At 73.2% G+C, this 22,227-nt stretch carries 19 protein-coding genes; 5 read left to right on the top strand and 14 right to left on the bottom strand.

From position 1 onward, the window contains the following. Positions 1-85: 85 nt before the first annotated feature. Positions 86-1,138, bottom strand: coding sequence for a tRNA (adenine-N1)-methyltransferase (locus ACFWGN_RS11625; protein WP_377616963.1), 1,053 nt, complete (start codon positions 1,136-1,138; stop codon positions 86-88). A 60-nt stretch (positions 1,139-1,198) separates the two neighbouring features. After that, positions 1,199-2,365 carry a site-2 protease family protein gene (locus tag ACFWGN_RS11620; RefSeq protein ID WP_377616962.1) on the bottom strand — a complete coding sequence of 389 codons (1,167 nt, stop codon included), beginning with the start codon at positions 2,363-2,365 and terminating at the stop codon, positions 1,199-1,201. Between the two features lie 85 nt (positions 2,366-2,450). Between ACFWGN_RS11620 and ACFWGN_RS11615 the strand changes: the two genes are divergently transcribed. After that, entirely contained in the window at positions 2,451-3,389 is a 939-nt protein-coding gene (locus ACFWGN_RS11615; protein ID WP_377616961.1) for a RecB family exonuclease, read from the top strand. 4 nt (positions 3,390-3,393) lie between these two features. On the opposite strand, the gene ACFWGN_RS11610 is transcribed toward ACFWGN_RS11615, so the two are convergent. Further along, on the bottom strand, positions 3,394-4,125 hold the full coding sequence (locus ACFWGN_RS11610) for an HAD family hydrolase (protein ID WP_377616960.1): 732 nt from the start codon (positions 4,123-4,125) through the stop codon (positions 3,394-3,396). Between the two features lie 135 nt (positions 4,126-4,260). Between ACFWGN_RS11610 and ACFWGN_RS11605 the strand changes: the two genes are divergently transcribed. Beyond that, entirely contained in the window at positions 4,261-5,181 is a 921-nt protein-coding gene (locus ACFWGN_RS11605) for a PAC2 family protein (RefSeq protein WP_082608563.1), read from the top strand. A 115-nt stretch (positions 5,182-5,296) separates the two neighbouring features. On the opposite strand, the gene mshC is transcribed toward ACFWGN_RS11605, so the two are convergent. Continuing rightward, positions 5,297-6,571: a cysteine--1-D-myo-inosityl 2-amino-2-deoxy-alpha-D-glucopyranoside ligase gene (gene mshC / locus ACFWGN_RS11600; protein ID WP_377616959.1), complete on the bottom strand. Its 1,275-nt coding sequence runs from the start codon at positions 6,569-6,571 to the stop codon at positions 5,297-5,299. A 120-nt stretch (positions 6,572-6,691) separates the two neighbouring features. Between mshC and ACFWGN_RS11595 the strand changes: the two genes are divergently transcribed. Beyond that, entirely contained in the window at positions 6,692-7,825 is a 1,134-nt protein-coding gene (locus ACFWGN_RS11595; RefSeq protein WP_377616958.1) for a CorA family divalent cation transporter, read from the top strand. 4 nt (positions 7,826-7,829) lie between these two features. On the opposite strand, the gene ACFWGN_RS11590 is transcribed toward ACFWGN_RS11595, so the two are convergent. Beyond that, the gene (locus ACFWGN_RS11590; RefSeq protein ID WP_191804785.1) at positions 7,830-8,690 is read right to left on the bottom strand and encodes an undecaprenyl-diphosphate phosphatase; all 861 of its coding nucleotides are present in this window, start codon (positions 8,688-8,690) and stop codon (positions 7,830-7,832) included. 195 nt (positions 8,691-8,885) lie between these two features. Between ACFWGN_RS11590 and ACFWGN_RS11585 the strand changes: the two genes are divergently transcribed. Further along, the gene (locus tag ACFWGN_RS11585; protein ID WP_377616957.1) at positions 8,886-9,854 is read left to right on the top strand and encodes an aldo/keto reductase; all 969 of its coding nucleotides are present in this window, start codon (positions 8,886-8,888) and stop codon (positions 9,852-9,854) included. Positions 9,855-9,857: 3 nt separating this feature from the next. Here ACFWGN_RS11585 and ACFWGN_RS11580 read toward each other — a convergent pair whose 3' ends face one another. Continuing rightward, a complete protein-coding gene (locus tag ACFWGN_RS11580; RefSeq protein WP_377616956.1) occupies positions 9,858-10,175 on the bottom strand; it encodes a primosomal protein in 318 nt (105 codons plus the stop codon). Between the two features lie 112 nt (positions 10,176-10,287). Here ACFWGN_RS11580 and ACFWGN_RS11575 point away from each other — a divergent pair, with 112 nt between their 5' ends. Then, positions 10,288-10,518, top strand: coding sequence for a DUF5703 family protein (locus ACFWGN_RS11575; protein WP_056646951.1), 231 nt, complete (start codon positions 10,288-10,290; stop codon positions 10,516-10,518). A gap of 72 nt (positions 10,519-10,590) precedes the next feature. Here ACFWGN_RS11575 and ACFWGN_RS11570 read toward each other — a convergent pair whose 3' ends face one another. The 8 genes from ACFWGN_RS11570 to ACFWGN_RS11535 all read right to left on the bottom strand — a co-directional run bounded on the left by ACFWGN_RS11570 (position 10,591) and on the right by ACFWGN_RS11535 (position 22,054). Next, on the bottom strand, positions 10,591-11,934 hold the full coding sequence (locus ACFWGN_RS11570) for a M20/M25/M40 family metallo-hydrolase (RefSeq protein ID WP_377616955.1): 1,344 nt from the start codon (positions 11,932-11,934) through the stop codon (positions 10,591-10,593). 93 nt (positions 11,935-12,027) lie between these two features. Beyond that, the gene (locus ACFWGN_RS11565) at positions 12,028-13,767 is read right to left on the bottom strand and encodes a multicopper oxidase family protein (protein ID WP_377616954.1); all 1,740 of its coding nucleotides are present in this window, start codon (positions 13,765-13,767) and stop codon (positions 12,028-12,030) included. Between the two features lie 211 nt (positions 13,768-13,978). Further along, positions 13,979-16,066: a M3 family metallopeptidase gene (locus ACFWGN_RS11560; RefSeq protein ID WP_377616953.1), complete on the bottom strand. Its 2,088-nt coding sequence runs from the start codon at positions 16,064-16,066 to the stop codon at positions 13,979-13,981. Between the two features lie 11 nt (positions 16,067-16,077). After that, positions 16,078-16,719: a GNAT family N-acetyltransferase gene (locus ACFWGN_RS11555; RefSeq protein ID WP_377616952.1), complete on the bottom strand. Its 642-nt coding sequence runs from the start codon at positions 16,717-16,719 to the stop codon at positions 16,078-16,080. 116 nt (positions 16,720-16,835) lie between these two features. Beyond that, positions 16,836-17,951, bottom strand: coding sequence for an alanine dehydrogenase (ald, locus tag ACFWGN_RS11550; RefSeq protein WP_377616951.1), 1,116 nt, complete (start codon positions 17,949-17,951; stop codon positions 16,836-16,838). A gap of 206 nt (positions 17,952-18,157) precedes the next feature. Continuing rightward, positions 18,158-19,366, bottom strand: a complete 1,209-nt coding sequence (locus ACFWGN_RS11545) for an RtcB family protein (RefSeq protein WP_377616950.1) — start codon at positions 19,364-19,366, stop codon at positions 18,158-18,160. Between the two features lie 82 nt (positions 19,367-19,448). After that, entirely contained in the window at positions 19,449-20,666 is a 1,218-nt protein-coding gene (locus ACFWGN_RS11540) for an alpha/beta fold hydrolase (protein WP_377616949.1), read from the bottom strand. Positions 20,667-20,731: 65 nt separating this feature from the next. After that, positions 20,732-22,054 carry an AI-2E family transporter gene (locus ACFWGN_RS11535; RefSeq protein WP_377616948.1) on the bottom strand — a complete coding sequence of 441 codons (1,323 nt, stop codon included), beginning with the start codon at positions 22,052-22,054 and terminating at the stop codon, positions 20,732-20,734. Positions 22,055-22,227: the final 173 nt, after the last annotated feature.

Below are 22,227 nucleotides of genomic sequence, written 5' to 3'. Positions count from 1 at the left end.
AAACGTCCAGGGCGTCCGCGCGGGCGTCGTCCTCGACGAGGGCCGCGACGTCCGCGGCCTCGTCGTCGGGGACGGGCACGAGCGGCTAGCCCGTGCGCGGGTCGAGCTGCGGGCCCTGGCCGACGTCACGGCGCACGCGACGCACGCGCTTGTCGGAGACCGACCGCTCGCCCAGGTCCTCGGGCGTCCACTCCTCGGCGACGGGGTACGAGCCCTTGGCGGGGCGACGCTTGCGCAGCGGTGCGACCGTGCCGTCGGCCAGGCGGCGAGCGGTGAGCAGGAAGCCCGTGTGCCCGACCATGCGGTGCTGCGGGCGCACCGCGAGGCCCTCGAGGTGCCAGCCGCGGACCAGGGACTCCCAGGCCGACGGCTCGGCGTAGCGCCCGTCGGCGCGCAGGTCCTCGGCGAGCCGCGAGAGCTGGGTCGCGGTCGCGACGTAGCAGATCAGCACACCGCCCGGGGCGAGAGCGTCGGCGACCGCGTCGAGGTTCTCCCACGGCGCGAGCATGTCGAGCACGACCCGGTCGATCGAGCCGTTCTCCGCGACCTGGGGCAGGACGTCGGACAGGTCCCCGACCGAGAGCTCCCACGCGGGGTGCTCCCCGCCGAAGAACAGCTCGACGTTGCCGCGCGCGATCGCGGCGAAGTCCTCGCGGCGCTCGATCGAGTGCACCGAGCCCTGGTCGCCGACCGCTCGCAGGAGCGACATGGTCAGCGCGCCCGAGCCGACGCCGGCCTCGATGACGCGCGCACCGGGGTAGATGTCCGCCATCGCGACGATCTGGCCCGCGTCCTTGGGGTAGACGACGGCCGCGCCACGCGGCATCGACAGGACGTAGTCGGCCAGCAGCGGGCGCAGCGCGAGGTACTCGATGCCCGCGGTGTTGCGCACGACCGAGCCCTCGGGCAGGCCTACCAGGTCCTCGTGGTTGAGGTAGCCGCGGTGCGTGTGGAACGTGGCCCCGGTCGCGAGGGTGATGGTGTGCAGGCGACCGCGCGGGTCCGTCAGCTGGACCTTGTCACCGAGCCGCAGGGGGCCGCGGCGCACGTCGGCCCCGGTCGCCGTGGGGGCCGGCGAGGCGGGGGCGTCGCTCGGGGCGGACGGGGCGGGCGCGTCGTGCGTGGGCTCTTGGGTCACGGGCGACCATCCTAGTCGGGCTGCCCGGCGCGGGAGTCCCGTCGGCGGGGCCGGGGGCCCTCAGCGCCCGCGCGCGGCCTGGAGCGCCGCGACGACGTGGCTCACGTCGAGCAGCCCGACGACGCGCCCGGCGTCCGTCACGACGAGCAGGGGTGCGTCGCGCGTCGCGGAGGCGACCGCGTCGAGCATGGCCTGGCCTGCGAGGTGCACGTCCACCCGCGCGGTGGGCGGCAGCCCGACGGCGACGGCCCCGACCGGGGTCAGCGGCGCCTGGGCGGTCGGCACGGCCGCGACGGCCGCGGGGTCGGCGTAGGCCACGGGGTGCCCGAGCGCGTCGGTGAGCACGACGTGCCCCGCGCCCGCACGCTGGGCCGCCGCGACGGCGTCGGACACCGTGGTGGCCACGGGCACGGCGACGGCCGGGTACGCGAGCGAGGCCACCGTGAGGCCCGAGACCGCCTCGCGCGTGCGGCCGTTCGTGATCGCGGCCCCCGCCCCGGACCACAGGAAGGCGCCGATCAGCGCGGCCCACGCGACCGTGAACAGGTCCACCTCGTAGCCGTTGAGCAGTGGCCAGCCCAGGGCCCACGCCACGACGCCCACGGCCACGACGCGCCCGACCCAGCCCGCGACGATCGTGCCCCGGGTCCGGGACCCCGTCACGGCCCAGACCGCGGACTCGAGGATCTGACCGCCGTCGAGCGGCAGGCCCGGCAGCAGGTTGAAGACGCCCACGAACGCGTTGGAGAACGCCGCCGCGTACAGCAGCAGCGCGGGGACCGTCATGGTCGGCTGCGCCTGGAACGCGAACCAGCACACGACCGCGAGCAGCAGGTTCGTCAGCGGGCCCACGACCGAGATGAGGATCCCGTCGAGGGGACGTCGCGACGTGCCCGAGTAGGCCGTGTGCCCGCCCCAGATCGTCACCGCGAGCTCGGTGACCTCGTGCCCACGGGACTTGGCGACCACGGCGTGGGCGACCTCGTGCAGGAAGACCGAGACGAACAGCAGCAGCACGAACACGAACGAGACCAGGTAGATCCCCACGCCCAGTCCCGGCGCGAAGCTGCGCACGGTCGGGGAGAACAGGAGCGTCAGGACGGCCGCGGCGAGGAACCACGAGGGCGTGAGGATGACGGGCGCGCCCGACACCCGGCCGATGACCCAGCCCTTCGTCAGGTGCGGGTCTCGGGGGGCGCGACGTGCCGGTGCCGGGGTGGTCTCCACGTCGACACCCTATGTCGGGCACCTGTGCCGGACCTGGGCTGTGGAGCGTGGCGGGCGTGTGGGCGTCGACACGTAGGCTCGACGCATGACGTCCCTCGCCCCCGACCTCGTCGGCACCGACTCCCCCGACACGACGGTCGAGCCCGCCCGCGACTCCCCCCGCGAGCGCCGGCGACCGGCGCTGTCGCCGTCGCGGGCGAACGACTTCATGCAGTGCCCGTTGCTGTTCCGGTTCCGGGTCGTGGACCGCCTCCCCGAGCCGCCCAGCGCGGCGGCCGCGCGCGGCACCCTGGTCCACTCGGTGCTCGAACGGCTGTACGACGCCCCGGTGGGCGAGCGCACGCTCGCGGCCGCGCAGGCCATGGTCCCGGGCGAGTGGGACCGCCTCCAGGAGGCCGAGCCCCGCTACGCCGAGCTCTTCGCGGGCGCCGGCGAGCCCGGCAGCGCACCGGGGGGCGCGGTCCAGGAGTGGCTCGAGGGCGCCGGGAACCTCCTGGGCACCTACTTCACGCTCGAGGACCCCAACCGCCTCGAACCGGCCGAGCGCGAGATGTTCGTCGAGACCCAGCTCGAGGACGGCCCGCTGCTGCGCGGCATCGTGGACAGGCTGGACGTCGCCCCGAACGGCGCGATGCGGGTCGTGGACTACAAGACGGGCAAGACTCCCCGGCCCCAGTACCAGGGCTCGGCGCTCTTCCAGATGCGGTTCTACGGCCTCGTCCTGTGGCGCGAGCGGGGTGAGATCCCCAAGATGCTCCAGCTCGTCTACCTGGGCGACGGCCAGGTGCTGCGCGCCGAGCCGCAGGAGGCAGACCTCGTCGCGGTCGAGGAGCAGGTGCGGACGCTGTGGTCCTCGATCACGCAGGCTGCCCGCAGCGGGCAGTGGGCCCCGCGCAAGACCCCGCTGTGCGGGTGGTGCGCGCACCAGGCCCTGTGCCCGCAGTTCGGCGGCACGCCCCCGGAGATCCCCGAGGGCGCGATCGAGCTGGCGCTCGGGATCGCCCCGGAGGCGGCCGCCTCCTAGCCCGTCAGTCCTCGATGAGGTCGATCACGTCGCCCGCGAGGATGCGCGAGAGCGCGTCGACGTCGACGAGCGCGAGCGACGGCGTGCGGCTCAGTCCCGGCAGGACCGGCACGGGGACCACGGCCTCGACGCCGAGCGTCGCCGCGCCGGCGGCCCGCGCGGACGCGATGCCCGTGGGCGAGTCCTCGATCGCGACGCATCGCGTCACGTCCACGCCCAGCCGCTCGGCCGCCGCGAGGTACGGCTCGGGGTGCGGCTTGCCGTGCGTGACCTCGTCGCCGCACACCAGGGTCACGAACGACCCGGCCGGTACCAGCTGGACCACCTGCTCGGCGAGCGAGCGGTAGGACATCGTCACGAGCGCGCACGGCACGCCACGCTCCCGGAGCTCGGCGAGGAGCTCACGAGCCCCCGGCTGCCACGGGACCGCGACGCGGATCTGCTCGATCACGCGCGAGATGAGGAAGTCGACGATCTGCTCCGAGGGCAGGTCGACGCCCGCGTCCTGGAGGATCTTGGCCGACTCGGTCAGGGGGTTGCCGACCATCTGCAGGGCCTGCTCGTGCGACCAGGTGCCGCCGTGCGCCTCGACGAGCTCGTGCTCGGCGGCGATCCAGTACGGCTCGGTGTCGACGAGCGTGCCGTCCATGTCCCACAGGACGGCTTGTGGCAGGGCGAGCGCCTCGCGAGGGGCGCTGTCGGTGCGGGTGAGATCGGGTGCTTCCAGGGGGTTCAACGCATTCTCCATGCTCGGGGGGACGGTTCGTGGCCGTCCCTGCCACCATAGCCCGCCCGCTCGTGCGGCCTCCCCGCCGGGGGTCGTGGGCGTCGGCTGCCACGCCCCGTCGCCTGCGCGGCCTAGGCTGGGACGATGAACGAGACCCCGGAACCGATCGACCCGGCCGACCTGCCCGAGCCGACCACCCCGGCACTCCCCCCGTCGTCGGCCGACGAGCCTCGCCAGGCCGTGATGCTGGCGGCGTTCGAGGGGTGGAACGACGCGGGGGGTGCCGCGACCGCCGCGCTCCTGCACCTGCACGACGTCTGGGGCGCGGAGGAGATCGCGGCGATCGACCCCGAGGAGTACCACGACTTCCAGGTCAACCGCCCGGTCGTGACCACCTCGGACGACGGCCGACGGGAGATCACCTGGCCCACCACGACCGTGACCGCGGTGACCGTGCCGGCCAGCGGGCGACGCGTGGTCCTGGTGCACGGGATCGAGCCGTCGATGCGCTGGCGCACGTTCTGCCGCGAGCTGCTCGACATCGCCGAGCGCGAGGGGGTCACGACCGTCGTGACGATCGGCGCGCTGCTGGCCGACGTCCCGCACACGCGCCCCATCCCCATGACGGCCACGTCGGAGAGCGTCGGCCTGCGCGCGGTCCTCGACGTCGAGCAGAGCTCGTACGAGGGCCCCACGGGAATCGTCGGCGTGCTCCAGCACGCGGCGGCCGAGCGCGGCATGCAGTCGGTGTCGCTGTGGGCGGCCGTGCCGCACTACGTCGCCAACTCTCCCTCGCCCAAGGCCACGCTCGCGATCCTGGCGCGGGTCGAGGAGCTCCTGTCGGACCCCGTCCCGCTGGGCGACCTGCCCGAGGAGGCCGTGGCCTGGCAGCACGGCGTCGACGAGCTCGCGGCCGAGGACGCCGAGATCGCGGAGTACGTCCAGCAGCTCGAGGAGGCCAAGGACACGGCCGAGCTGCCCGAGGCGAGCGGCGAGGCGATCGCGCGCGAGTTCGAGCGCTACCTGCGCCGCCGCGACAACGGGTCGGGCGGGCCACTGCCCTAGCGAGGGGCCCGGGCAGGACGGCCCAGGACGACTGCGGCCCGCGGCGCCACCCCTCAGGGGAGGCGCCGCGGGCCGCGGCGTCCACCGGCCGGTTGCACCGGCCGTCGGGCAGGCTCTAGAGACGCACCCCGAGCAGGGCGTTGACCGTCCGCGAGATCACGCCGGGAGCGCCCTCGGTGTCGCCCGAGGTGTCCCGGCCCTCCGCGAGCGAGACGTCGGCCCACGCGTCGACGGCCGCGAGCGCCGTGGGCGCGTCGAGGTCGTTCGCGAGCGCCTCGCGCACCGCGGCGAGGGTCGCGTCGGCGTCGGGTCCGCCGTTGCCGGAGACGGCCGAGCGCCACCGCTCGAGGCGCTCGACGCCGGCCGGGAGGTCCGCGTCGGTCCACTCCCACTCGGAGCGGTAGTGGTGCGCGAGGAGCGCGAGGCGGATGGCCATGGGGTCGACGCCCGTGGCGCGCAGGGCCGAGACGAACACGAGGTTCCCGCGCGACTTGCTCATCTTCTCGCCCTGGTAGGCGACCAGGCCCGCGTGCACGTGGTTGCGCGCCCCGAACCCGTGGTCGAGCAGGCGGTCGTGCGAGGTCGACATCTCGTGGTGCGGGAAGAGCAGGTCGGCGCCGCCGCCCTGGATGTCGAAGGGCAGGCCCAGCCCGTCGCGCGCGATGACCGCGCACTCGATGTGCCAGCCGGGGCGCCCGGTGCCGAGGCTCGCACCGTCCCACGAGGGCTCGCCCACGCGCTCGCGCCGCCACAGCAGCGGGTCGAGGGGGTCCTTCTTGCCGTCGCGCTCGGGGTCTCCCCCGCGCTCGCCGAAGAGCAGCACCATGTCGTCGCGGCTGAGCCCCGAGACCGCGCCGAAGCGCGCGTCGGCGCTCAGGTCCGCGTACACGTCGCCGAGCTCGGGGGCGTCTCCGCCCGCGCCCGGCTCGACCGGGACGCGGTAGGCGAAGCCGTCCTCGATGAGCGCCTCGACGGCCTGGACCACGTCGGGGACGGCCTCGACCGCGCCGCGGTACACGTCGGGGGGCACGACGCCGAGGGCCGTCATGTCCTCGGCCAGCAGGGCCGTCTGCTCGACCGCGAGGTCCCACCAGTCCACGCCGGTCGCGGTCGCGCGCTCGAGCAGCGGGTCGTCGACGTCGGTCACGTTGGACGCGTGCGTCACGGTGTGACCCGCGTCGCGCCACGCGCGGTTGAGGAGGTCGAAACCGACGTAGGTCGCGGCGTGCCCGATGTGGGTCGCGTCGTACGGGGTGATCCCGCAGACGTACATGGTCGCGGTGTCCCCCTCCGCGGCGACGACGAGCTCCCCGGTGGTGCTGTCGTGCACCTGGATCGGGAGGCCGCGGCCGGGCAGGGACGGGATCTGGGGCATGGGCCAGGAGTGCACGCGACAACCTTAACCGCGAACGGTCCCGCGGGTTCCGCCCCGCTCGTCGGGTGAGGTGCCCGACGGCGAGGGCGCGCCCGCCCCGGTGGCGCGCCTGCGCCGTCGGGCCAGAATGCAGGGGTGAGCCAACCCACACGACCCGACGCCCCCCGCCCCACCGGAGACCGGCCCGACGAGCAGGGCGCCCCGCGCTCGGAGCCCACCCGGTACAAGGAGCTGTGGGTCGAGGGGCCCGACGGGCGCGTGACACCCGTGACGCACCCCGGGGACCGGTCGGGCCGGTGGGAGAAGGACGACGAGGGTGCTCCGGACGGGACCGACAGCGCGACGTCGGGCGGCGGCGAGGGAGCAGGTGGCACGCGCTGGTACGAGGTGCGCACGCTCGAGGACTTCGTGAGCGCGGCGGATGCGCTGGGCGTCGGGCTCTCGAGCCAGGTGGGCCGCGGGCACCTGCCCGTGCACGTGCGCGTCAAGCACCCCGTCGCGCACGTCGAGCACCTCGGGATGGACTGGCTCCTGGTCGTCACGCCCACCGTGTCGTTCCAGGAGGAGGACCGCCAGGTCAGCACGGGCAGCTTCTGCCTCCTCGTGGGACCCGACGTGGTCGTCACGGTCGAGAAGGGCGCCGCAGGCGTCCACGACCGCATGCGCGAGCACCTGACCGGCCCGTCGCACGGACGCAGCACGGGGTTCCGCCATCTCGCCGAGGAGGCGCTGTTCGCGCTCGTCGCCACGGCCTCGGACGTCGAGCTCGCGCTCGGCGACGCGGTCGCGGAGGTCGAGAAGCTCGTGTTCGAGCGGCAGCGGAAAGTGGACCCGGTCGTGCCCATCTACGACCTCAAGCGGGAGATCACCGAGGCACGCCGCGCTCTGCTGCCCATCACGGCCGAGCTCCCCGAGCTGGTCTCGGGCAGCGCCCGGTCCCGCATCACGTTCGACAAGCGGCTCATGGAGCGGCTCGTGTCGACCGTCGAACGGATCGACCGACACCTCGACGCGCACGACGACCTGCTGTCCGACATGCTCTCGGTGCACCTGTCCCAGGTGTCGGTGCGCCAGAACGAGGACATGCGCACGATCAGCGCCTGGGCAGCGATCCTCGTGTTCCCCACGATCGTCGGCGGGATCTACGGCATGAACTTCGACCACATGCCCGAGCTGCACTGGACGCTGGGCTACCCCGTGGCCATCGCGATCATGGTGGCCGGCTGCTTCGGGCTCTACGGCGCGTTCAAGAAGGTCGGCTGGATGTAGCCGCTCAGGCGAGCGGCTGGAGCACGCCCACCGTGAGCAGGATCACGACGACCGCAGCGAGCACGAGCCGGTAGATCACGAACGGCTTGTAGCTGAACGTCGAGACGATCTTGAGGAACGCGATGATCACGAGGTAGCCCACGACGAACGCGACCAGGGTCGCGATGAGGGTCGCACCGAAGCCGGGCGACCCCGGGACGGGCTCGCCCGTGACCGACTTGGCGAGCTGGTAGAACCCCGAGCCCAGGACCGCGGGGATCGCGAGCAGGAACGAGTAGCGGGCCGCGGCCTCGCGTGTGAAGCCCATGAGCAGGCCCGCCGTGATGGTGCCTCCCGACCGGGACACACCGGGGACCAGGGCGAGCGCCTGCGCCAGCCCGAAACCGACGGCCTGGCGCGGCGTCAGCTCGTCGAGCGTGCGCGTCTTGGCACCGACCCGGTCCGCGAAGCCGAGCAGCAGGGCGAAGACGGTCAGGGTGAGGGCCGTGATGTACAGGTTGCGCAGCGACGCCTCGATCGCGTCCTGGAACGCCAGGCCCAGGACCACGATCGGGATCGAGCCGAGCGCGATGAACCATGCCATCGCGGCGTGGTGGTCGTGCTTGCCCATGCGCGAGCGCCAGTCGGTCCCGCTGTCGCCGCGCAACGCCCGCCACCAGGCCGAGCAGATCGTGGCGATGTCTCGCCGGAAGTAGAGGATGACAGCCGTCTCGGTACCGATCTGGGTGATCGCCGTGAAGGCGGCCCCCGGGTCCGAGGAGCCGATCAGCTCTCCCACGATGCGCAGGTGCGCGCTCGAGGACACCGGCAAGAACTCGGTCAGGCCCTGGACGAGGCCGAGGAGGATCGCTTCCCACGCATTCACGAGCGGTCACGATACCTGCCCCGCCGCCGCCCTCCGGGACCGACAGGCCCCGCGGGGGCAACCGTCACCGAGCCGCCGCACGCCGGCCACCTCCCGGACACCGGCTGGACGCGTCGGCCCAGAGCGACGGACCTCACCCCGGCGACGCGCGCCACGTCCGGGCGGGGGGCGCCCCTGGCCGGTAATCTGCCGCGCATGGAACTTCGTCAGCTCGGTCGTACCGGCCTGCGCGTCTCACCCCTGGGCCTCGGGACCATGACGTGGGGCCGCGACACCGACGAGATCGACGCCGCGGAGCAGCTCCGCGACTTCGTCGACGCCGGGGGGAACCTCGTCGACACCGCGGCCTCCTACGGCGGTGGTGACAGCGAGTCCATGATCGGCTCGATCCTCGCGGGCAAGGTCGACCGTCGCGAGGTCCTGCTGTGCACCAAGGCGGGCATCCGGACCACGGCCGAAGGCAACGCCGTGGACGCCTCGCGCGGTGCGCTGCTCGACTCGCTCGACGCCTCGCTCGAACGGCTGGGGACGGACCACGTCGACCTCTTCCTGGTCCATACCCCCGACCCGCGCACGCCGTTCACCGAGACGCTCTCGGCGCTGCGGCTCGCGGTCACGACGGGGCGTGCGCGCTACGTGGGGCTGTCCAACCACCCTGGATGGGCGGCCGCTCGGGCCGCTGCGTCGCTCGACGCGCACGGTGACGTGGGGCTCGCCGCGGTCGAGCTCGAGTACTCGCTGCTCCAGCGCGGGATCGAGCGCGACGTCGTGCCGGCCGCGACCGAGATGGGGTTCGGGGTCCTCGCGTGGTCCCCCCTGGGGCGCGGGGTCCTCACGGGCAAGTACCGCAGCTCGCTGCCCGCGGACTCACGCGGTGCGTCCTCGCACCTGGCCGGGTTCGTGCAGCCCTACCTCGACGGGGCGTCGTCGGGGATCGTCGAGGCCGTGGCCACGGCCGCGAACGGCCTGGGCCGCGCACCCCTCGACGTCGCCCTGGCCTGGCTGCTCGAGCGGCCGGCCGTGTCGAGCGCGATCGTCGGGGCGCGTACCCCCGCGCAGCTGCGCGCCTCGCTCGCGGCCTGCGACCTCGAGCTGCCCGACGCGGTGCACTACGCCCTAGACGACGTCAGCGCGCTGCCGCTCGGGTACCCCGAGCGCTGGTGAGGGTCAGCGGCTGACGCCGTCGCTCAGGTCGACCTGGTCGAGCTCCTCGTCCTGGTCGTCGAAGTCCTGCTCGTCGCCCTCGTCGTCGCCGTCCTCGTCACCGTCGTCGTCGTCCTCGTCGTCCTCCGCGAGGTAGAACGGCGTGGCCTCACCGTGCACCTGGGCGAGCGCCTCGTCGTACACCTCGTAGGCGTCGGCCAGCACGTAGTAGGCGTCGTCGACCGCCGGGTCGTCCTCGCCACGGCGAGCGGCGACCGCGGTGTAGTGGGCCTCGAGGGCCGCGATGAATCGATCGAGAGCGGCGCGCGGGTCAGCGGTCATACCCTGACGGTAGACCTGCGCGAGGCACAATGGCACTCGGAATCCCTCGGCGGGAGGGTGAGGTACGGCTCACCGCTCCCCCGGCTTGGAACGAACGCGTGGACGGTGACGGATGACGAGCACGACCCCTCGGCAGCGGACCGGCTGGGCCGAGAACGGCGGCCAGTACGAGTACCGGGTGCTCACGATCGACAGGTCGGTGAGCCGGCACGACGCGGTCCGCCTCCTGACCGACGAGGCCGAGCACGGCCACTGGGAGCTCGAGCGCACACGCCTGTACGTGGGCGGCGAGCGGCGCGTGTGGCTGCGCCGCAAGATCATCCGGGTGCGCTCGACCCTCTGAGCTCGCCCCGCCCTCGGCGGGGTCCGGCCGCCCCTGCCCGCCGGGCTCGTCGACGGGCAGGGCGCGGTCGCCTCAGCAGGTCCGCAGCAGGCGGTCCAGGACGCGCACGCCGAACTTCAGGGACGCGACGGGCACGCGCTCGTCGACCCCGTGGAACATGCCCGAGAAGTCCAGGTCCGCGGGGAGCTGGAGCGGCGCGAACCCGTAGCCCGTGATGCCGAGCCTCGCGAGGGACTTGTTGTCGGTCCCGCCCGAGAGCGTGTACGGCAGGACCGTGGCGCCCGGGTCCTCGGCGTGCAGCGACGCGACCATGGCGTCGACCAGGTCGCCCTCGAAGGGCACCTCGAGCGAGATGTCGCGGTGGATGGGCTCGATCCGCACGTGCTCGCCCACGAGCCCCTCGATGACCGCGAAGCCCTCGTCCTCGTGGCCGGGCAGCAGGCGCACGTCGACTGCGGCCTCGGCGCGCCCGGGGATGACGTTGGCCTTGTAGCCCGCGCCCAGCTGGGTCGGGTTCGACGTGTGACGCACGGTCGCGCCGACGAACTTCGCGGCCGGGCCGAGGGCCGCGACGAGCGCGTCGATACCGGCCTCGTCGCGAGGGTCGTAGGGCAGTCCGGTGAGGTCGGCCACGCCGCGCAGCAGCGCGTCGACCGTGGGCGTGATGGTGTACGGCCACTGGTAGGCACCGATGCGCGCGACCGCGGCCGCGAGGTGCGTCACGGCGTTGTCGGTGTTGACCTGCGAGCCGTGCCCGGCGCGGCCGTCGGCGACGAGCTTCAGCCAGGCGATGCCCTTCTCGGCGGTCTGGAGCAGGTAGGCACGCTTGCCGTCGATGTCCACGGAGAACCCACCGACCTCGCTGATGGCCTCGGTCGCGCCCTCGAAGATCTCGGGGCGGTGGTCGACGGCCCAGCTCGCGCCGTACGTGCCGCCCGCCTCCTCGTCGGCGAAGAACGCCACGACGACGTCGCGTGCGGGCTTGCGGCCCTCGCGGACCATCTGGCGCACGACAGCGAGGATCATCGCGTCCATGTCCTTCATGTCGACCGCTCCGCGTCCCCACAGCAGCCCGTCCTTCTCCTCGCCCGCGAACGGGTCCACGGACCAGTCCGAGGCCTGTGCGGGGACGACGTCGAGGTGCCCGTGCAGGACGAGCGCGGGGCGCGTGGGGTCCTGACCCGGCAGGCGCACCACGACGCTCGCCCGTCCCGGTGCGGACTCGAACAGCTCGGGGCTCAGCCCGACCTCGTGGAGCGAGGCCATGACGTACTCGGCCGCGGCGCGCTCACCCGGGCCCGACCCGTCCCCGAAGTTCGACGTGTCGATGCGCAGCAGGTCCTGGCAGATGCGCGCGACCTCCTGCTCGGCGGTCGGGTGGGCCGGGGGGTTCGCGGGGTGGGCGTGGCTCGTCATGGCCACACCGTACCCGCTGGGTTCGCCGCCCTCGAAGCGATCGCGAGGTGTCTCGCCCCACGAACGCACGAGGCCCCGACATGTGGTCAGACCTCAGCCGTGGTGTCCGGCGCCCGCGAGGTCCGCACCGTCCGTGAGGGGCGAGCGTCGCGGGCCGGTCCCACCGCGCGACGCGTCGTCGGACGTGGACGCGTGGTCGCCCTCGTGCCCGACGTCGTCGCTCACCCCCGGCAGCAGGTCGCCCGGGGCGGGGCGCCCCGCCGTACCGGGGGCTGCCGCCGGGTCGACGACCACGAACTGCCCCATCATCCCCTGGTCCTCGTGGCGGAGCAGGTGGCAGTGGAACATGTAGGGGTGCTCGGCGTCGGGAGCGGTGCCGAACGTGACCAGGAGCCGCGTGATCCTGCCGGGACGCACGTAGACCGTGTCCTGCCACCCCTCGAGCTCGAGGGGAGGCGGCTCGCCCGAGACGTCGAGCACCTGGAACTGGGCGTCGTGGACGTGGAAGTTGTGCGGCGAGTCGTCGAGGCTCGTGACCTCCCAGACCTCGGTCGCGCCCGCGTCGACGACCTCGTCGATCCTGCGCAGGTCCATGTCCTGGCCGTTGATCGAGGTACCCGACAGCTCGAAGCGGCGCGTGGCGACCGCGCTCGCCGCGTCCGCTGCGGGGACGTCCGCCAGGGTCGTCGGCACGGGCCCCGAGGGCTCGAGCCGGTCGGCCGCGCGCAGCTCGAGCACGTCGAGGGTGTCGTCCCCGCCGGCGAACCGCGCGGTGAAGGCGTTCACCCCGAGCTCCTGCGGGAAGCTGCGCAGCACGGTCCGTTCGCCGGGGGTGAGCGCGACCACGATCTCGGCCCGGTCGCCCGGTGAGAGCTGGACGCGGTCGGTCGTGACGGGCGCGCCGAGCAGGCCACCGTCCGAGCCGACCAGCTGGAAGTCGCGACCGTCGTCGAACCCGAGGTCGTAGACGCGCGCGTTGGACCCGTTGAGCACGCGCAGCCGGACCCGCTCGGTCGTGACGTCGAGGTACGGCTCCGGCGTCCCGTTGACCAGGACCACTGCACCGCGCACCCCCGTGCTCGACAGGAAGGGGTCGGCGTCGTCGAGCCTGCCGTCCGGGTGGAACTTCTTGTCCTGGACCACGAGGGGGACATCGTCCACGCCGTACTCGTGCGGCAGGGCGTCCTGGACCGCGGCCTCGGGCGAGCCCGCGGGCTCGTCGAGCAGGAAGAGGCCCGCCAGGCCGCGGTAGACGTGGTCGGCCGTGCGTCCGTGCAGGTGCGGGTGGTACCAGAGCGTCGCCGCGGGCTGGGAGACCGTCCACGTCGGGGACCACGTCTGCCCGGGGTCGACCTGCTGGTGCGGGCCGCCGTCCATGACCGCGGGGAGCTTCATGCCGTGCCAGTGCAGCGTGCTCGTCTCGGACATCGAGTTCGTCACCTCGATGCGGACCTGCTCGCCGCGGGTCGCGCGCAGCGTCGGCCCCAGGAACGACCCGTCGACGCCGAGCGTCGGGGTGAGCCCGCCCTGCCCCAGGTCGGTCTCACCCTCCTGCAGGTCGAGCGAGAACACCCGGACCCCGTCCTCGACGCTCGACCCGGCGAGCGGCGGGATCGCGAGCGGGCGCGTGAACTCGACCTCGCCCGCGGTCGAGGTCGCGCCCCGGGAGAAGGCCACGGCGACACCTGCCGCGATGCCTCCGACGACGAGGGCGACGAGCACCGCCAACACGACGCCCCAGCGGCGCCGACGGCGGGGCTCGGGCCGGGAAGGCCCGTCACCCTCCGCGGGGGTCCCGGGGAGGGGGGCGTCGCCATCGGGCAGCGTGGTCATGTCGGTCGCGAGGCTCCCAGGTCAGGTCGGCGCGGACGGCTCCGCGCTCGGCGAGCCACCGGGGTGGCTCGTCTCCAGGCTAGGGAGGGCGCGCCGTCGGGCACATCGGGGGTCTCCCCCACCCCTGCCCTGAACCGACCCTGGTGCGCTCCCGCCGCTCGGGCGCCGAGGTGGACCCGTGCGCGGGTCCACCTCGGCACGGCGGGGACGACTACGCGTCGAGCCCGCGACGCGTCAGCAGCGGCGCGATCTCCGGGTCGCGGCCGCGCAGGTCGGCGAACGCGACCATGGGGTCGACCGAACCGCCGCGCGCGAGCAGCTTCTTGCGGAACGCGTCGCCGTTGGCCCGGTTCAGGCCGCCGTTCTCCTCGAACCAGGTGACGGTGTCGGCGTCGAGCACCTCGGACCAGATGTAGGAGTAGTACCCGGCCGAGTACCCGCCGCCGAACACGTGGTTGAAGTACGTCGTGCGGTAGCGCGGGGGCACGGGCGCGAACCCGACCCCGGCCGCGTCGAGGGCCGCGGCCTCGAACGGCAGGACCTCGTCGACGCTCGTGGGGACCTGCTCGGGGCTCATCTGGTGCCAGGCCTGGTCGAGCAGCGCGGCCGCGAGGTACTCGGTCGTCCCGAAGCCCTCGTTGAACAGGCGCGAGGCCAGCATGGTCTCGACCCACTCGGCGGGCATGGGCTCGCCCGTGACGTGGTGCACCGCGTAGGACGTGAGGATCGCAGGCTCCCAGGCCCACATCTCGTTGACCTGCGAGGGGTACTCGACGAAGTCGCGCGGGACCTCGGTACCCGACTGCGACGGATAGCGCACGTCCGAGAAGAGCCCGTGCAGCGCGTGGCCGAACTCGTGGAAGAGCGTGATGACCTCGTCCCACACGAGCAGCGTGGGCTCGCCCGCCGGGGGCTTGACGATGTTGAGGTTGTTCACGACGACGGGCGGCTGGTCCAGGAGGTGGTTCTGGTCGACCAGGTTGTTCATCCAGGCACCGCCGCGCTTGGACTCGCGCGTGTAGAAGTCGGCGAGGAACAGCCCCAGGCCCTTGTCCTGCTCGCCGACCGGCCCGTCGAAGACCTCGAACACGCGGACGTCAGGGTGGTAGCCCACCAGGTCGGAGCGCTCGGCGAACGAGATGCCGTAGAGCAGGTTCGCGGCCTTGAACACGCCGTCGGTCACGACGCGGTCGAGCTCGAGGTAGGGACGCAGCGCGGCGTCGTCGAGCGAGTAGCGCTCCTTGCGGACCTGCTCGGCGAGGTACGCCCAGTCGGACGCGCGCAGCTCGGCGTCGTCGCCCTCCTCGCGGGCGAGGGCGACCTCGAGGTCACCGGCCTCGCGGCGGGCGTTCGCCACGGCCGCGGGGGCCAGGCGCGAGAGCATCGCGTTGACGGCACCGGTCGTCTTGGCCGTCGCGTCCTCGGCGATGTACGCCGCGTGGTGGTCGTACCCGAGGAGGCGGGCGTGCTCGGCGCGCAGGCGCGCGAGGTCGATCACGATCTGGCGCGTGTCGTTGTCGTCGCCCGTGGCACCACGCGTCATGGACGCCTGCTGGACGCGCTCGCGGGTCTCGCGGCGCGCGAGCGACGCGATGACGCCCTGCTGCGTGGGCAGCTGCATCTCGAGGAGGTACTTGCCCTCGTGCCCGCGCGTCGCGGCCGCGGCCGCAGCCGCGGCGATGGCGTCCTCGGGCAGCCCCTCGAGCTCGGCGGCGTCGTCGACCAGGACGCTCGCGGCGTTGGCGCCCGCGAGCAGCTTGCGACCGAACGCGGCCTCGAGCGACGTCAGCTTTCCGTTGAGCTCACGCAGGCGGTCCTGGTCCGCGGCGTCGAGCTCGATGCCCGAACGGCGGAAGTCGACGAGGAGGGTGTGCAGGAGCCAGGCCGTGTCGGCCTCGAGCGCGAGCTCGCCCGCGTCGACGGCGTCCTGGAGCGCACGGACGCGCGCGTACAGGCGTGCGTCCATGTAGATCGCATCGTGGTGCGCCGAGAGCTCGGGGGCGATGGTCTCCTCGATGTCCTCGAGATCCGGCGTCGAGTCGGAGCTCGCGACGTTGTAGAAGACCGTGACCGCACGGGTCAGGAGCTGTCCTGCGGACTCGAGGGCCTCGAGGGTGTTGGCGACCGTGGGCGCCTCGGGGTTGGTGACGATCTCCTCGATCTCCGCGCGCTCGGCGTCCATGCCGGCGCGCAGCGCGGGGAGATAGTGCTCCTCGCGGATCGTCGTGAAGTCGGGGAGCTCGTACGGGAGGGTGGACGCCGCGGCGAAGGGGTTGGCCGGGTCGAGGGTGCTCGTCATGCGTCCTATCTTCACCCGGCGGGCACCCTGCTCACGACATCAATCCCGGCGAGGTCGCCGTCCGTCTGCGCGGACGGCCACGGCTCGACCGGTTCTCGCGGGTCGCCCGCGAGGAGGGTGCCGATCCACGTGTCGCGGCGCACGCCCCGCTGGACGCCGAAGCCCCGCACCGTCCCCTCGACACGGAACCCGAGCCGCCACGCGACGCGACGCGAGGCCCAGTTGCCCGTGAACGCGGTCCAGACCATGCGCGAGAGCCCGAGTCCCTCGTCGTCGAACGCCCAGTCGGTCACGATCCGCCCGGCCTCGGTCATGAGCCCCTCGCCGCGCGCCTCGGGAGCGAGCCAGTACCCGATCTCGGCCGAGCGCTCGGGGGTCGGCGAGGTGTCCAGCGCGAGCCCGATCATGCCGAGGACCGGCCCCTCGGGAGCCTCGGGTCGGCGGATCGCCCACGTGCTCCCGCGACCTGTGCGCCACGACTCGGGCACGACCTCCTCGATGAACGACGCCGCGTCCGCCCGCGTGTACGGGCTGGGCACGGTGGTCCACGCCGCGATCTCCGCGCCCTGGCAGAGCTCGGTGATGCGGTCGACGTCCGCTGCCGTGGGCATCGCGAGGTGGACGTGCTCGTTGGCCAGGACGAAAGGCTCCATCCGGACAGCATGCCACCGGCCGTGAGGGGCCGACAGGGCATTTCCCGCCCGGACGACCGCGTTCTGATGCGGCTGCGGGCCGCACCGCGCTCCGGCAGTGCTCCCTGACCCCCCGATCACTCCCCCAGGACGTCCTCGGCGCGCGTCCACGGCAGCCCGAGCGCGGCGCCGACCTGCTCGTTGACCAGGGTGCCGGTCACGGTCGTCAGTCCGTTGAGCAGCAGCGGGACCGTCCGGAGCGCCCGCGCCCCGCCGTCGGCGAGGAGTGCGAGGTAGGGCAGGGTCGCGCTGGTCAGGGCGAGCGTGCTCGTCACGGGCACGGCGCCGGGCATGTTCGCGACGCAGTAGAACGTCGAGCCGTGCACCCGGAACGTGGGGTCGTCATGGGTCGTGGGCCGGGTGTCCTCGAAGCAGCCGCCCTGGTCGACCGCGATGTCGACGAGCACCGACCCGGGCCGCATGCGCGCCACGAGGTCGTTCGTCACGAGCCGGGGCGCCCTGGCCCCCGCGACCAGCACGGCGCCGATCACCAGGTCGGCCGCGAGCACCTCCTGCTCGATCGCGTACGCGCTCGACGCGACGGTCCGCACGTGGCCCGCGAACTCCTGGTCGAGCGCGCGCAGCACGGGCAGCGACAGGTCGAGGATCGTGACCTCGGCACGCATCCCCACCGCGATCTCGGCCGCGTGCCGGCCGGCGGTCCCGCCGCCGAGGATCACGACCCGCCCCGGCCTGCTCCCGGGAACGCCGCCGAGCAGCACGCCCGCGCCGCCCGCGGGACGCATGAGGTGATAGGCCCCGACCTGCGTCGCCATGCGCCCGGCCACCTCGCTCATGGGCGCGAGCAGCGGGAGCGAGCCGTCGGGCGCCTGGGCGGTCTCGTAGGCGACCGCGGTCGTGCCCGCGTCGAGCAGCGCGGCCGTGCCGAGGGGGTCGGCCGCCAGGTGCAGGTACGCGAAGAGCAGCAGGTCGTCGCGCAGCAGCGGGTACTCGCTCGGCACGGGCTCCTTGACCTTGCACACGAGCTCGGCGCGCCCCCAGACCTCCTCAGCAGTGCCCACCACGCGTGCGCCCGCGCCCGCGAACTCCTCGTCGGAGATCGCCGAGCCCAGCCCGGCCCCGGCCTGCACCAGGACCTCGTGCCCTGCGGCGACCAGGTGGTGCGCGCCCGCGGGGGTGAGCGCGACGCGGAACTCGTTGTTCTTGACCTCGGCGGGTATCCCGATCCTCATGCCGTCAGCGTGTCGTGTGCCGGGCGATCACGCGCGTCGAGCGGCCCCGGGCCCCGTGGTCCGGGGCGTGCGCCCGCGTGCCCCGCCCGCCCGACGGCGGGCCGCACCTTCACGGAGAAGGTGCGGTCCGTCGTCGGGCGGGGCGGGGGAAGGCCCTGGCCGTCCTCGACCGAGGCCGCCCCGACGCCCGACGGTCCGTGGACCGGTCAGTCGCCCTTGACGTTGACGATCTGCCGCAGCGTGTGACGTACCTCGACGAGGTCCGCCGCGTCCTGCATGACCCGGTCGATCGACTTGTACGCCGCCGGGATCTCGTCGATGAACGCGTCGGTGTCGCGGTACTCGATGCCCGCCATGGCCTCGCGCAGCTGCTCGTGCGTGAAGGTCCGGCGCGCCTTGCTCCGCGAGTACTCACGCCCCGCGCCGTGCGGCGCGGAGTCGAGCGCGAGCGGGTTCCCCTTGCCCACGACGACGTACGACGCCGTGCCCATGGACCCCGGGATGAGACCCGGGTCCCCCTCCCGGGCACGGATGGCCCCCTTGCGGGAGACCCACACGTCCTTGTGGAAGTGGTGCTCGAGCTCGGTGAAGTTGTGGTGGCAGTTGATGCGCTCGGCCTCCTCGACCGGCGCGAGCCCCGACCAGGCGTCGAACGCGGCCACCACGCGGTCCATCATCTCCTCGCGGTTGAGCAGCGCGAAGTGCTGGGCCCACCGCAGCTCGCGGATGTACGCCCAGAACTCGTCGGTGCCCTCGACGAGGTACGCGAGGTCCTTGTCCGGCAGGCCGATCCAATACCGGGTCATGAGGTCGCGCGCGACCGCGATGTGGTGCTGCGCGATCTTGTTGCCGACCCCGCGCGAGCCCGAGTGCAGGAAGAACCAGACCCGGTCCTCCTCGTCGAGGCTGACCTCGATGAAGTGGTTCCCGGACCCCAGCGACCCGAGCTGCAGGCGCCAGCTCCCCGCGTACCGCGCGGGATCGAAGCCGGCCTTGCCCGCGAGCGCCTCGAGCTCGGCCACGCGCGCCTCGGCGGTCTCCGTCAGGCGCTGGTTGTAGGAGCCGGCGCTCGTGGGCACGGCCTGCTCGATCGCGAGCCGCAGGTCGCGCAGCGCCGGTCCAGCGATGTCGGCGGCCGTGTACTGCGTGCGGACCGCGACCATGCCGCAGCCGATGTCCACCCCGACGGCGGCGGGGACGATCGCGCGCAGCGTGGGGATCACCGAGCCGACGGTCGCGCCCAGGCCCAGGTGGGCGTCGGGCATGAGCGCGAGGTGCGGGTAGACGAACGGCATGGTCGAGGTGCGCTCGGCCTGCTCGCGGGCGCCGTCGTCGAGGATCGAGGCCCAGCTCCAGAGGGTCTTGGTCAGGCGGGTCGCCGTGGTCTTCACGGTCGCCCGGGTGTTCGTGGTCATGGCGAGAACTGTGGCAGGCCGCCGGTGGCCGCGGCGAGGGATTTGCGCCGCTTGCCTGGGCCGAGCCGCGGAGGGCAGCCGGTCAGCAGGCGGTCGAGGGGCGTCGGCCCGCCTCGACCTCGGCCAGCCAGAGGAACAGCTCGGGCAGGGACGCGTCGGCCGCCAGGGCGTGCGTGATCCCCGGGAAGGTGTGGAGCACGACGTCCGCACCCTGCGCGCAGAGCAGCCTCACGTAGCCTTCGGTGGTCGCTGGCACCACGAGCCTGTCGGCGAGCCCCTGCCCGACGAACACGGGCACGTCGATCGGCTGCCCGCCCGCGCTGTTCTCCCGCAGGAGCGTCTGCCACGGCTCGGTCGTGGCCGGGTCGGCCGTGACGTAGCCGCCCACCAGCGGGTCGGCGATCGCGTGGATCTCACGGGTCTCGGTCAGCAGGCAGAGCGCGGCCATCCTGGGCGTCGCGGCAGCGCCGGCGGGTGTCAGGATGCCGTCGACCTCGGCCTTCGGGTAGCGGTCGGCATACGCGGCCTCGTAGGCCGGGACGGCGAACGAGGCGATCGTCGTGCCCGACAGGTTGACGATGTCGTCCGACATCAGCGCGTTCAGGTTCGCGGCCGGGGCCGCCACGGCGACCCCCTCGAGAATCAGCTCGGGTGCGTAGGACGCCGCCCGCTCGGCCGCGAACAGCGCCGCCTGACCGCCCTGCGAGTGCCCCCAGAGCAGCAGGCGGTCGCCGACCCCGCCGTCCGGCAGCCCTCGCGCCGCTCGCGCGATGTCGAGGACGCTGTTCGACTCGGGCACGCCGAGCAGGTACGAGGACGCGCCGTCGACACCGAGGCCCGGGTAGTCGGTCGCGGCGATCGCGTAGCCCGCCGCGAGCAGCTCGTGCAGTCCCTCGACCAGCTCGAAGGGGTCGAGGGCGAGCGAGGGCGCGCACCGCGGCGCTGCGCCCGTGGTGGGGTGCGCCCACGACACCAGGGTGCGGCCGCCCTCGGGTGCAGGTCGGTCGGGCACGACGACCACTCCCGACACCGCGACGTCGTCACCCGCGAGGTCCCGCGAGTGGTAGAGGACGCGCCACGCGAGCGCCCCCTCGGGGGCGCTCGCGATCGGTTCGCTCCGGATGATCGTCCCGGGCGCCGCCTCGGCGAGGGGCGTGGGCGGCACGTAGAACGGCGCGTCGGTGGCCTGCTCGGCACGGCCCTCGACGACCCGCCGGACCGCGTCCGCGGCGAGCAGCGCGAGCACGATCGCGACGGCCGCGAGCAGCACGAGGACCGGGCGACGGACATGCGTGCGCACAGCACCCTCCTCTTCCGTGCGGGGAACGCCGTCAGGAGCTCTCCTGCCCGACGGCGCCGCTCACCTCAGGCGTCGGCCGTCGCCTCCTTGTCGTTCGTGGCCCCACCGTTCGAGGAGCGCCCACGACCGGAGAGGGCGATCTCCTTGGCCGTGGGGATCTCGTCCTCCATGGGCGGGTCCTTGCGGCGCAGCTTGCTGAAGACCGCCCAGGCGACGGCGACGAGGGGGACCGAGACCACGGCACCCAGGATCCCTGCGATGAACGTTCCGGACGTGACCGCGAGCGCGACCACGACGGGGTGCAGCGAGACCTGCTTGCCCATGACGAGCGGCTGGAGGATGTGGCCCTCGAACTGACCGATGAGCGCGATGAAGATGCCGACGAGGGCTGCGTTCACGACCCCGTTCGCCGCCAGCGCGACGACCATGGCGATGACCATGGCCGCGGGCGCACCGATGAGCGGGATGAACGCGCCGATGAACACCAGGACCGCGAGCGGCGCGGCGAGGGGGACGCCCAGCACGACGAGCACGATCGCGGCGAGGATCCCGTCCGCGAGCGCGATGATGACGGTCCCCCGGGCGTAGCCCGAGAACGTGTACCAGCCCGCTCCCCCGGCCACGGTCCACGTCTCGCGCGAGCGGGCCGGCAGCTGGTTGAGGAACCAGGTCCACATGTCCTTGCCGCGGGCCAGGAAGAAGATGGTGCAGAAGATCGCGAGCGCGAGGACCGCGAAGGCCTCGAACACCGAGCCGGCGCTCGCCGCGGCCTGGCTCGCGATGTCGCCACCGTGCTCGGTGATCCACTTGCGACCGTTCTCGATCCAGGTGTCGACGTCGTCGGACGTGATCGTCACCGGCAGGGGGCCGTGCTCGAGGAAGTCGAAGATCTTCTCGATGCCGGTGTTGAACTGGCCCGCCAGCTTGTCCCACTGACCCGCGACCGACGTGATGACGTAGGTCAGCAGGCCCCCCAGCACCAGGAAGGCCGAGAGCAGCGCGAGAGCGGTGGCGAGTCCTCGCGGCATGATCTTCGCGTACCAGTCCGTCACGGGGCGCAGGACCGAGGTGATGACCAGGGCCAGGAAGACCGCGATGAACACGATCTGCACCTGGGCGGTCGCGTAGAAGATCACACCGATGCCCGCGATGAGCAGCAGGAGGCGCCACGACCAGCCCGCGCTCGTCCGCAGCCAGGACGGCACCGTGTCGTCGTAGCCGACGACCGAGGGGTTCCGCCGGGCGCCCGCGACCTTGCGCGCCGCAGGGCTCGCGCCCGCGAGGTGCTTGACCGACGCCGAGGGGCGATCACCCCCGCTCCCCGTGCTCGACGCCGCAGCGCCATCCGGTCGTGCGTCCTTGTCCTCGGCCACGAGCACCCCATCCACTGACGATCCGGTAGGCGAAACCACCCCTGACCTGCACCGACCGGTGCCCGGGGACCAGGGTCGCTCCCCAGTCTGCCCCACGGACCCGATGCACGCTTGGCGCCCGGAACGTGTTATGTTTTTCCCCGCAAGGCCCCCGGCGGGAACGCCGGGACCTGACACCTGTCCGGGTG

The organism is Oerskovia sp. NPDC060338, assembly GCF_042726295.1.
Lineage (GTDB): Bacteria > Actinomycetota > Actinomycetes > Actinomycetales > Cellulomonadaceae > Oerskovia > Oerskovia merdavium.
The sequence above is the reverse complement of the archived record's forward strand: the minus strand, read 5'-3'. Positions and strand labels throughout refer to the sequence as shown.